Source organism: Streptomyces sp. YS-3 (genome assembly GCF_045257485.1).
Taxonomy (GTDB): domain Bacteria; phylum Actinomycetota; class Actinomycetes; order Streptomycetales; family Streptomycetaceae; genus Streptomyces.
On the sequence record NZ_JBJHPC010000214.1, the window covers coordinates 1 to 11,162 of the forward strand.

Sequence of the window (11,162 nt, forward strand, 5' to 3'; positions counted from 1 at the left end):
CCCCCACCCCCCACCGGTACTGCTGGAGCCGACCAACTGGTCGTATCTGGTCGTATCAGGAGGGGAACCCGTGACCCAGCCGTTCGTACTGCCGGACTTCTACATGCCGTATCCGGCCCGGCTCAACCCCCATCTGGAGGCCGCCCGGGTCCACTCCCGCGCGTGGGCCCGCGAGCGCGGCATGCTGGAGGGGTCCGGGGTCTGGGAGCAGAGCGATCTGGACGCCCATGACTACGCGCTGCTCTGCTCGTACACCCACCCCGACTGCGACGCCGACGTCCTCTCCCTCGTCACCGACTGGTACGTGTGGGTGTTCTTCTTCGACGACCACTTCCTGGAGGAGTTCAAACGGACCCAGGACCTCGACGGGGCGCGGGCGTATCTGGACCGGCTGCCGGCGTTCATGCCGATGGATCTCGCGGACGGCTTCCCCGAGCCCGTCAACCCGGTGGAGGCGGGCCTCGCCGACCTGTGGGCGCGGACCGTGCCGAGCATGTCGCACGGCTGGCGGGAGCGGTTCGCCGAGTCCACCCGCAACCTCCTGGACGAGTCGATGTGGGAGCTCGTCAACATCGGCGAGGGCCGGATCGCCAACCCCGTCGAGTACATCGAGATGCGCCGCAAGGTCGGCGGCGCCCCCTGGTCGGCGGGGATCGTCGAGTACGCGGCCAACGCCGAACTCCCGTACGCCGTCGCCGGCTCCCGCCCCCTGCGGGTGCTCACCGACGCCTTCTCCGACGGCGTCCATCTGCGCAACGACCTCTTCTCCTACCAGCGGGAGGTGGAGGAGGAGGGGGAGCTGAGCAACGGCGTCCTCGTCCTGGAGACGTTCCTCGGATGCTCCACCCAGGAGGCCGCCGAGACCGTCAACGACCTGCTCACCTCCCGGCTCCAGCAATTCGAGAACACCGCGCTCACCGAGGTCCCGGCGCTCTGCCTGGACCAGGGGCTCGCCCCCGAGGAGTGCGCGCGGATCGGGGCGTACGTGAAGGGCCTCCAGGACTGGCAGTCCGGCGGCCACGAGTGGCACATGCGCTCCAGCCGGTACATGAACGAGGAGACGCGCGGGCGCGGCCCGGCGGTCGCCGGGGTCCTCGGCACCTCCGCGCTGGACGTGCGGAACCTCTTCGGGCGCCCCGCGGCGGCCCGGCTGCGCAGCCACACGCATGTGCCGTTCCAGCGCGTCGGCCCGTCCGTGCTCCCCGACTTCGACATCCCCTTCCCCCTGACCCTCAGCCCGCACTGGAAGGACGCGCGAGAACGATCCGTCGCCTGGGCGGGGCGGCACGGACTGCTCGACGACATCTGGGACGAGCAGAAGCTCCTCGGCTACGACTTCGCGCTCTGCTCGGCCGGCCTCGACCCCGACGCCACCCCCGAGGAGCTGGAACTGCACGCCGAGTGGCTGACCTGGGGGACGTACGGGGACGACTACTACCCCCTGCGGTACGGGCGTTCGGGCGACCTCGCCGGAGCGCGCCTGGCGCATGAGCGCCTGCTGCGGGTGATGGACCCCGCGGACCCGGCGGCCGGGGCGGCGCTCGCGGTGACGCCGATGGAACGGTCGCTCGCCGATCTGTGGCGGCGCACGGCGTGCCCGATGTCACCGCGGGGACGGCAGGAGTTCCGCGACGCGGTGGAGGCGATGCTGGAGAGCTGGCTGTGGGAGCTGCTGAACCAGCACCAGCACCGGATCCCCGACCCGGTCGACTATCTGGAGATGCGCCGGTTCACCTTCGGCTCCCACCTCACCGCCGCCCTGGGCAGGATGCGGCACGCCGACGCGCTGCCCGAGGCGCTGTTCCGGTCGAGCACGATGACGGCCCTGGAGAACGCCGTCATGGACTACGGGATGCTGATCAACGATTTCTTCTCGTACCAGAAGGAGATCGAGTTCGAGGGGGAGCTGCACAACCTGCTCCTGGTCGTGCAGCGCTTCTTCGCCTGCGACTACCCGGCGGCCGTACGCGTCGTCGACGACCTCGTGCGCTCCCGGCTGCGCCAGTTCCAGCACCTCAAGGAGCACGCGGTCCCGCTGCTGTACGAGGAGTTCGCGCTCGACGCGGACGGGCGGGCGGCGCTGGACGCCTATGTCCGGGAGTGGGAGGACTGGATCGCGGGGATCCTCCACTGGCACCGGGGCGCGCGCCGCTACGGCGAGGAGGCGCTGCGGGGCGGGTCGCTGCCGAACGTGGTCCCCTCGGTGCTCGCCCCCAGCGGGCCCGGCACGGCCGCGCTGCGGTTCGCCCAGCTCGTGGCGGGGCACCCGGCGGCTCCGGTGGCGGGGCCGTCAGGGGCATGATCGACTCTGCCGTATGGGCCAGGACCACGGACCGGTGCCCTCGGCCGCGGGCACCCTGAGCGGCACCTTCCGCGGCCGGCTGCTGTGGACCATCGGCATCAGCGCGTCGATCACCCTCATCCAGGTGGCCGGCGCGCTGCTCTCCGGCTCGCTCGCCCTGCTCGCGGACGCCGCGCACAGCCTCACGGACGCGGTCGGGGTCGCGCTGGCGCTCGGCGCGGTCACCCTGGCCCAGCGGGCTCCCACACCCCGGCGCACCTTCGGCTTCGTCCGGGTCGAGATCTTCTCGGCCGTCGTCAACGCGCTGCTGCTCGCGGCGGTCTTCGGCTGGGTGGTGTGGTCGGCGGCCGGGCGGTTCAGCGAGCCCGTCGAGGTCGAGGGCGGGCTGATGTTCGCGGTCGCGGTGGCCGGGCTCGCGGCGAACCTGGTGGGGCTGTGGCTGCTGCGGGACGCCAAGGACCGGAGCCTGAACCTGCGCGGCGCCTATCTGGAGGTCCTCGGCGACGCGCTGGGTTCGGTCGCGGTGATCATCGGCGGTCTGGTCATCCTGCTGACGGGCTGGCAGGCCGCCGACCCGGTCGCCTCGCTGGTGATCGGCGTACTGATCGTGCCGAGGGCGTACGGACTGCTCCGCGACGCGCTGCACATCCTGATGGAGGCGGCCCCGCGGGACGTGGACCTGGCCGAGGTGCGCCGGCATCTGCTGGAGGAGCCCGGGGTGCTGGCGGTCCACGATCTGCACGGCTGGACCGTCACCTCCGGGATGCCGGTGCTCACCGCCCATGTGGTGGTGACGGCGGAGGCGCTGGCGAACGGGTACGGCGACCTCCTCGGCCGCCTCCAGGCCTGCGTCGGCGAGCACTTCGACGTGGCCCACTCCACCATCCAGCTGGAGCCCGAGGGGCACTCCGAGACGCCCGGCGCACTGCACGGCTAGCCGGCCGCCCGCCTCCGGACCGGGGGAGCGGTGCGGCCCTTGTCACATCCGGGCCCGGCGCGTCGTCCTAGGGACATGGACATCGCCATTGCGGGAGGGACGGGGACGCTGGGAAGCCGCGTCGCCGAGGAGCTGCGTACGCGGGGGCATCGCGTACGGGTGCTGAGCCGCAGGTCCCGGGAGTACCCGGTCGACCTGACCACGGGGGAGGGCCTGATCGACGCCCTTGCGGGGTGCGACGTCGTGGTGGACGCCTCCAACGCCCACGGGTCGTCCAAGGGGGCGTCCCGCACGCTCGTGGACGGGACGCGCCGGCTGCTCGCCGCCGCGCGCGCCGTGGGCGTACAGCACCACGTATGCGTCTCGATCGTGGGCTGCGACATGGTGCCGATGGGATATTTGCAGGTCAAGGCCGAGCAGGAGTGGGTCGTACGGGAGGGCAGGGTGCCCTGGACGATCGTGCGGGCCACCCAGTTCCACGAACTGCTCGCCTCGGCGCTGGCGTCGGCCGCCAAGTGGGGGGTGGTGCCGGTGCCCCGGGCGCGGCTGCGCACCGTCGCCTGTATGGAGGCCGCGTGGGTGGTCGCGGACGTGGCGGAGGGGGTGCCGCACCGGGGGCGGATCCAGATCTGCGGGCCGGAGGACACCGATGTGCGCGAGATGGCCCGGGTGTGGCGGGCGGTCACCGGCCGCAAGGCCGTCCTGATGCCGGTGCCGCTGCCCGGCCGGGCGGGCCAGGCGCTGCGGGCGGGCGCACTCACCATCGAGCGTCCGGACGTGCGCGGCACCATGTCCTTCGGGGAGTGGCTGCGGACCGAACAGGTCTGGGCGAGCGTCGCGGGGTCGCGGTGAGCGCGGGCGCCGGGCGCGGGCCGCTGTCCGGCGAGGACGGACTGGCCCGGGCCTTCGAGCGGGAGCGGCCCCGGCTGCTGCGGGTCGCCTATACGACGACGGGGTGCCTGGCGGAGGCGGAGGACTGCGTCCAGGAGGCGTGGCTGCGGCTGCGGGGCCTTGAGGACCCGGGCGCGGTCCGCGATCTGCGCGCCTGGCTGACCACGACCGTGGGCCGGCTCGCCCTGGACGCGCTGGGCAGCGCGCGCGTACGGCGTGAGCGGTACGTCGGCACCTGGCTGCCCGAGCCGCTGGTGGAGCAGGCCCCGGACGAGCAGGACCCGGCCGACCGGGTGACGCTCGACGAGTCGGTGTCGATGGCCCTGATGATCGTCCTGGACGAGCTGTCCCCGGCCCAGCGCACCGCGTTCCTGCTGCACGACGTATTCGGGCTGCCGTTCGAGGAGGTCGCGGGTGTGGTGGGCCGCACCCCGGCGGCGGTACGCCAGTTGGCGTCCCGGGCCCGCCGCCACGTCGACGCCAGCCGCCCGCACCACCCCGCCGGCTACGCCCGCCAGCGCGAGCTGGTCAGCGCCTTCGGCAAGGCCTGCCAGGAAGGGGATCTGGAGCGGCTGGTCTCGCTGCTCGACCCCGAGGTGGTCTGGCGCGGCGACGGCGGCGGCAAGGTGACGGCCCTGCGCGGGATCGTGCGCGGCGCGGAGAGCGTGGCACGCGGCATCGTCGCCCTCACCCGGGCACACGTACCCCCGGACGGCCTGCGACCGGCCCACGTCAACGGAGCACCCGGCCTCGCCCTCCACCACTGGGACGGCGCCCGCACGATCGTGGCGATCACGGTGGACGGCGGCCGGATCACCTCGGTGGACGCGATCCGCAACCCGGACAAACTCTTGCATGTGCCTCGGGGTTAGGGCTCATGGGCCGGGGTCTTCGTACTGTTTCGCGCTCCGGCGCGTGATCCGCGCCTGAGCACCGGGGGAGGACGGGCTCGCCCCTCAGGAGCCGCCCTCCCCCAGCAGTCCCCGGGCGCGCGCGAGGCCGTACGCGGCCAGGGTGTAGGCGTCGGAGATCCGGCCGGTGACGAGCATGTCCTCGAACTCGCCCAGGGTCAGGGCCCGGCATTCCCCGATGCCCTCCTCCCGCGCTTCCGGGCCGGCGTGCGCACGGAAGCCGGCCGTGTCGACCCGCGCGAGGTACAGGTGGTCGCGGCCGGCCCGGAGGCCGGTGTCGGGTGACATGGTCCCCAGATGCGTGAGATCACTCGCCTCGCACCCCGCCTCTTCCCGCAGCTCCCGGCGGGCGGTCGCCGCACCGTCCTCCCCGGGGGAGCCGAAGCCGCGCGGAATCTCCCAATGCCATCCGCGCTCCGCGTGGCGGAAGTGACGCAGCAGGACGAGCCGTCCGTCGCTGAGCACGGGCAGCACCGCGGCGCCCGGCACGTCGGCCGCGGAGACCATGCGGATATACGTTCCGGTGCGGCCGGAGGGAAACCGTACGGCGTCACGCACCACGCTGACGTAGGGATCGCGGTAGACGACGCCGATGTCCCCCCACTCCTCCGGGAGTCCGGAAGCGACGGCGAGCTCCGTGACCTCCCGCGCCACCCTCTCCTGGTCCGCCCGGTCGAGGAGGATCTCGATGGCACCTCCCGGCGGGTTCACGAACAGGGCGGGGTGCAGCTCGCGCAGCGCGTCGTACGCGGCGAGCCGGGCCCTCCTGCGCTGCCGGTCCGCGGCCTCGTCACCGCTGTCGCCCGTGGTCGTGTCAGGGCCGTGACTTCGGTCCATGTCTGCCCCCGTGCGCGCGACGACTGCGGGCCTCGATCATAGGTACAACGCGAGAGGCAGCCGTTTGATGCGCGCCCCCACGTCCTGGTAGTCGTGGACGACCTCGCGGTAGTGCCGGTGCAGAGCCTCCACCACGTCGAAGACCCCGGTCCCCGAGGGCCCGAGCGCCTCCCGGCTCCGCCGCAGCAGGGCGCGCACGGTGGCCACCATGGCCGTGTCCAGCACGATCCACAGCGGAACGCCGATGGCGCCCGCCCCGCTGATGATCAGTGACCGCATGAAACCGAGCACGTCCCCTCCCTCGGAGCGCATGCCCTGGCCGGCCAGGCAGGCCCCCAGGATGGCGAGCTTGTTGCGCGGGAGGTCGAGATGGAGCGCGAGGTCGAACTGGGTGAGGACGTCCTCCGTACCGAGGTTCAGCAGCGGACCGTACCCCTCGGGTGTGTCCACATAGGTGCCGTGGCCCGCGTACACGAAGAACTCCGGTCTGCGGGCGGTCAGCGCCGCTATCCCGTCCCAGTCGGCGGGCAGCCTCTCGATGGGGCCGTCCAGCCCCTGCGGCACGCTCCCGGCCACCGCGATGTGCTCGGGCGGCCACCCCGTCCGGACGATCTCACCACCCGTGGCGTCGGTGTCGGTGACCAGCAGCGCGGCCAGATCGTCATCCCCTTCCACCAGTTGCCGTTTGAGCAGGTGCCGTCCCTGGGCGACGAAGGCGGCCACGCTCACCGACTGTGACAGCGGGACCCGCGCGGCCAGGGGACAGGTGTCACCCGGCTCCAGGGCCACGTGCAGGGGGATGGCGAAGACATCGTCCGTCGGGATCAGCGTGAGGTGGGACGGGACGCCGCCGTGGCAGGCCGGCTCCCACACCGGCGCGATCAGGAGTTCCCAGACGCGTCGGCAGGTCTGCTCACTCGGTGCCCGCTCTCCGGGATCCGCCAGGTCCGCCGACACCTGGCGGGCCAGCTCGGACACCTGCTCGTACGGCACCGGCGGGACCAGTGTCATGAGCCCCTCCCGGCAGACCACCATGCCCAGGGAGTCGGGAACGGCCCCGTCCCTCGTGCCGGGGACCCCGTCCGGGGCAACGAAACGGAAATACCGGACCACGCAGGAGCCCGGGTGGTTCAGCGTGTACTGGGCCAGGCGGTGGGCGATGTCCTCGTCATGGGCCGCCGAGGTGAGGGGATGGTGCACGAACCGGTCCTCGTACTCCCGTTCACGTTCGGCGAGCAGCTCCCGCAGGGCCGTCCGGTGCTCGTCGGCCACCGGCTGGGGCGCCGCCCTGTACTTCTCTCCCGTGCCCGGGGAAGGCGGCGCCCCGGCGCCGGCCAGGCGGCGGGAGGGGGGAGCGAGGACCGGGGGACGCGAGGAGGCGAGCAGGTCCAGCAGCTCACGGCCGGAGGACTCCTCCACCAGGGACAGGACCCTCTCCAGGTTCTCCCGGGAGTTGTCCCCGGAGAGGACGTGGGCCGCGATCGCCTGGAGATAGGCCGGCCTGACATGGCGGGCGTAGGCCCGTTTGTAGGCCGGCAGGGCAATGGCCGCCCGTACGGACTTCGCCATGTCGAGCTGGCGGGAGAGCAGGTCGTCCGGCCGGCTCTCCCTGGGGAGACTGCCGGCCACCCGCCGGTACCCCTGCACGGTGAACGCGTGGAAGTCGACGTCCATGCCGTTCCGACGGCCCGCCCCGGGCGCGTCACCGTCCAGCTCGTCCAGGAGGCGGCCCAGTTCCTTCAACCCCTCGGGGCCACCGCGGTCGATCGCGAGGTTCTGGCGCGCGATGCGTCTGCCTCTCTCCCATCGCAGCCCCAGCAGCCTCTCGAAGTGCTCGGCACGGTGTTCCCTGTCGCGGAATCCCTGGTTGGTGACCGACTGCGCGATCCGGTATTCGTCCCCCAACTCCTCCGATACGGCCAGGGCACGCGCGGTGACCTCCAGCGATCGTCGACTGTCACCGGTCTGCCCGATCGCGGTGGCGAGGTTGTGGAGAGCGTTGGAATAGCCCCGCAGGAACTCCCGGTGCCTGACCGGAGCGCTGCGGGAAGGAAGAACGCCGGTGTGCACGCCGTGCCTTCGGCCCAAGGCGGTGATCTCGTCGCACAGCGCCTCCAACTGCGCGATGAAGGATCCGGCGCCCATGTCACCGTCCGTGGCCCGCGCCGTCTGGCACCACTCTTCGTACCGGGCCCGTGCGTGGTTGCTGCGCAGGTCGGGAAGGACCCACCACAGGCCCGACTCCTCCGCCACGGTGACGGCGGTCTCGAAGGACAGCCGAGCGGTCGTATAGCTGCCCAGCCGGTACTGGATCCTGCCCGACCCGTCGAACCACCTGGCGATCACATAGCGCGTGAAGGTGTCCGCCGGGTCCAGTCCGCCCCGCGACCACGACGCGCGCAGTCGCTCGGCGTCGCCCCGGGAGGCCTCGATCAGCTCCAGGCCCGTGAGCAGTTCGTAGGCGACGTCGGCCTGGACGATCTCGCACCAGTAGGCGCCCACCCGGCGTGCGGTCTCCCTGGTGCCGCGCCGCGCTCCCGGCCCGTACGCCTCGGCCAGGCGCAGCATGCCGATCGCACGGGACTGATGCATCGGTACGTCGAAGTCGGCGTCGAACCGGGTGATGAGCTCCTCGACGTCCAGCGCTTCGATGAAGGCGGTGATGGAGGCGTCGGAGTCCGGCGGCCGAGGTGCCCCGGCGTCGTTCTGGCCCATACGAAACCCTCGCTCTCGAATCGCGTGCGGACGGTACGGCCGGAAACCTGGGAGGCCCGAAAGGAGTCGCCCGGCGGGCCCGAGGAGCCGTTGCGGGGAGGTCACCGGGGCCGGGAGCGCCGTCCGGCCAGCCAGTAGTACGCGCCGCACGCGAGCAGACCGGCCGCCCCCGCGCACGGCAGCGTCACCACCAGGGGAACCGCGCCGTGACCGCCGCGCACCCCCCAGGCCTCGACCGCCGTCCAGCCCACGGCGGTGCCGAGCAGACCGCCCGCGCAGAAGTCCAGCCACCGGTACGCGGTGGGCACCGCCGCCCCTCCGACGGAGCGCAGCATCGTCAGGGGCAGCGCGAGAGCGAGCGCCGCGAGCAGCAGGATCAGGGGTGACTGGAGCGTCCGGGAGAGCGGGAGCCTGTAGTCGAAGGCCTGGACCACGGTGAGTGCGGTGATCACCGCCCCCAGGAGGGACGTCTGAACGAGCGTCAGCCGGTTCCGCTGCTCGTTGAGTGCCCGCTCGGTGAGGGCCGAGGCCACGGAGCGCGCGGCGTCCGCGCGTTCGCGGGTCGCCTCCAGATAGACCTGGTCGCTCTGCACCTGCCTGATCAGTGCTTCTGCCGCCGCCATTTCGGAGTCCGGCCAGGTGTAGCCGGTGCCGCGGCGTCGGACGGCCGGGGTGTTCAGGCGCATGTTGTCGATGGCGATCGAGACGGTACGGGTGAGCTGCCGCAGGTGCGTGATCGTCCAAAGGAGGCCGTGGGGGCCGAACTGGGTGCGGTCGAGCAGGTCCGCCGCCGCGTGGACCCGTTCCAGGGGGACCGGCTCCCCCAAGGCCGCTGGTTCGAGCGTCCGCAGCAGCGCCTCGGCCTCCCGGTCGCTCTGGTCGATCCGGGGCTGCAGCGGTTCGGAGGAGGCGTACAGCCGTCTCTCGTAGCTGACCTTGGCCACGTTCATGAGGTAACGCGTCAGCGGTCTGAGGCCGTATTGGGCGGGTAACGTCCACGCCCAGGCGTCCAGAGCGTCTTCGAGCCGGGCCGGAGCCAGAACGTACAGGTCGGAAACCGTCTGCGGAGAGTCGTAGTCTCCGGCCCGCCACACCTGGAAGCCTTCGTCCGTCTCGTCGAAACCCTGCCACCACGAGCCGCCTCCGTCCGAGGGCGCGTATCTGCGGATGTGGTCGCACAGTGCGCGGCTGCCTCCCCCGGTGCCGGTCCGGCGCAGCGCTTCGAATACCCGGAACTCGTGCAGGATCCCCTCGGAGGAGGGGACCGGCCCGGCCGCCGCGAGAGCCGTTGTCCATTGGCCCAGAAGATCGCTCCATTGCCGCAGATCTGCCCGCCTGTCATTGGGGGCCAGCAACGCGACCAGGCCGGTCACATCGTGTTCCGTGAACGCGAAGGCGGAATGGATCCCGTCCTCGCTGTCCCGCCGGGCGGCGGCCAGCATGGTGAAGTGCTGTACGTGGTCCGGCAGTTGCGGCAGCACGGGCTCCGGTTCCGGGAGCCCCCTGACCGGTGACGTCATCCCGAGCGCCCGGCACGCCGTCCACAGCGCGCCGAGGTAGGGGTGGGGCGAGTCGGAGTTCTCCGCGGTACGCGGCGCGAAGCACGTGATGACGAGGGCCGGCTTGATGAAGGTGCGCACTGCGGATGACCTGCTTCCCGACACATGACTGGACCCGACGTGCCCCTCAGCCGACCGGCCGCGTGCCCTCGGCGGAGTCGGAGGGCGGCGGCTGCCTCAGTTCGAGCTTGAGCCGGCGGACCAGATAGTTGAGCTGCTCGCGCTGCTGCGGAGGGATGGGGGTTTTCTCCTGGCCGAGCTGGGCCTTGGCCCGCCATGAGCGCTCCTCCAGCGACTGCAGCCGGTCGAGAGCGATCTGCACCGCATCCTCGTCGCGACGGCTGAGCGCGGCTGCCAGGGCCTCGACCGCCGCCCCCGCGGTCAGCCAGTCCTCGCCGGTCAGGACCCATCCGTCGATGGGTTCCACGCGACGGTGTACTCGCTCGATGTCGATGGCGCTCACCCCCTGCCCCTCTTCGGGACGCCCGGCGAGGAAGCCCGCTCTCCTGTCGGGCGGACATCAGTACGGACTGAGGGCGTTGGCCCCCGGTTGCTCGCAGTGTAGAGCTCCGCTGTCTCTGCGTGACGCGAACGCGGACATCGGCACGCGCCTGGGCCCGGGCCCGGCGGGCGGGGGTCTCGTCCGGGAGGGCTTTACGGAGTCGCGTCGAGAGGGTGGAGGAGAGGACAACGAAGAAGGGCCCCACCGCAAGCGGTGGGGCCCTTCGACATCGTGCCCGGTGAGGCACTGGCGGAGGATACGAGATTCGAACTCGTGAGGGGTTGCCCCCAACACGCTTTCCAAGCGTGCGCCCTAGGCCACTAGGCGAATCCTCCGCCGCAAACAATACAAGACGCTGAGGGGTGCTCGCGAACTCGTCCCCCGGTCAGGGATCGGGTACCCTGTGCGGAGCCCCTCACGTGGCGCTATCTGACTGAACTCCCCCAGGGCCGGAAGGCAGCAAGGGTAGGTCGGCTCTGGCGGGTGCGTGGGGGGCGCTTGCGTGTAC

The 11,162-nt window shown here is 71.9% G+C and carries 8 protein-coding genes, 1 tRNA gene and 1 other RNA gene; 5 read left to right on the plus strand and 5 right to left on the minus strand.

Translation table 11 applies throughout. The features are described 5' to 3' along the window. Window positions 1-70 precede the first annotated feature (70 nt). The 4 genes from ACJA3G_RS18720 to sigJ all read left to right on the plus strand — a co-directional run bounded on the left by ACJA3G_RS18720 (window position 71) and on the right by sigJ (window position 5,002). Window positions 71-2,302: a terpene synthase family protein gene (locus ACJA3G_RS18720; RefSeq protein WP_406554150.1), complete on the plus strand. Its 2,232-nt coding sequence runs from the start codon at window positions 71-73 to the stop codon at window positions 2,300-2,302. A gap of 13 nt (window positions 2,303-2,315) precedes the next feature. Continuing rightward, window positions 2,316-3,239: a cation diffusion facilitator family transporter gene (locus ACJA3G_RS18725; RefSeq protein WP_406554151.1), complete on the plus strand. Its 924-nt coding sequence runs from the start codon at window positions 2,316-2,318 to the stop codon at window positions 3,237-3,239. A gap of 75 nt (window positions 3,240-3,314) precedes the next feature. Beyond that, the gene (locus ACJA3G_RS18730) at window positions 3,315-4,091 is read left to right on the plus strand and encodes an SDR family oxidoreductase (RefSeq protein WP_406554152.1); all 777 of its coding nucleotides are present in this window, start codon (window positions 3,315-3,317) and stop codon (window positions 4,089-4,091) included. Window positions 4,092-4,114: 23 nt separating this feature from the next. Further along, on the plus strand, window positions 4,115-5,002 hold the full coding sequence (sigJ, locus tag ACJA3G_RS18735; protein ID WP_406554157.1) for an RNA polymerase sigma factor SigJ: 888 nt from the start codon (window positions 4,115-4,117) through the stop codon (window positions 5,000-5,002). Window positions 5,003-5,086: 84 nt separating this feature from the next. On the opposite strand, the gene ACJA3G_RS18740 is transcribed toward sigJ, so the two are convergent. The 5 genes from ACJA3G_RS18740 to ACJA3G_RS18760 all read right to left on the minus strand — a co-directional run bounded on the left by ACJA3G_RS18740 (window position 5,087) and on the right by ACJA3G_RS18760 (window position 10,989). Continuing rightward, entirely contained in the window at window positions 5,087-5,878 is a 792-nt protein-coding gene (locus ACJA3G_RS18740) for an NUDIX domain-containing protein (RefSeq protein WP_406554153.1), read from the minus strand. Window positions 5,879-5,914: 36 nt separating this feature from the next. After that, window positions 5,915-8,593: a CHAT domain-containing protein gene (locus ACJA3G_RS18745; protein WP_406554154.1), complete on the minus strand. Its 2,679-nt coding sequence runs from the start codon at window positions 8,591-8,593 to the stop codon at window positions 5,915-5,917. A gap of 101 nt (window positions 8,594-8,694) precedes the next feature. Further along, entirely contained in the window at window positions 8,695-10,233 is a 1,539-nt protein-coding gene (locus tag ACJA3G_RS18750) for a CATRA conflict system CASPASE/TPR repeat-associated protein (RefSeq protein ID WP_406554155.1), read from the minus strand. A 46-nt stretch (window positions 10,234-10,279) separates the two neighbouring features. Further along, complete coding sequence (locus tag ACJA3G_RS18755) at window positions 10,280-10,615, minus strand: CATRA system-associated protein (protein WP_406554156.1); 336 nt, start codon at window positions 10,613-10,615, stop codon at window positions 10,280-10,282. 286 nt (window positions 10,616-10,901) lie between these two features. Further along, a tRNA-Ser gene (locus tag ACJA3G_RS18760) sits at window positions 10,902-10,989 on the minus strand. A 72-nt stretch (window positions 10,990-11,061) separates the two neighbouring features. Between ACJA3G_RS18760 and ffs the strand changes: the two genes are divergently transcribed. Beyond that, window positions 11,062-11,156, plus strand: an RNA gene (gene ffs / locus ACJA3G_RS18765) — signal recognition particle sRNA small type. Window positions 11,157-11,162: the final 6 nt, after the last annotated feature.

Coding starts and splice junctions, on each gene's coding strand:
- ACJA3G_RS18725 (WP_406554151.1), top strand. CDS start 2,316: ATGGGCCAGGACCACGGACCGGTGCCCTCGGCCGCGGGCACCCTGAGC.
- ACJA3G_RS18730 (WP_406554152.1), top strand. CDS start 3,315: ATGGACATCGCCATTGCGGGAGGGACGGGGACGCTGGGAAGCCGCGTC.
- ACJA3G_RS18740 (WP_406554153.1), bottom strand. CDS start 5,878: ATGGACCGAAGTCACGGCCCTGACACGACCACGGGCGACAGCGGTGAC.
- ACJA3G_RS18745 (WP_406554154.1), bottom strand. CDS start 8,593: ATGGGCCAGAACGACGCCGGGGCACCTCGGCCGCCGGACTCCGACGCC.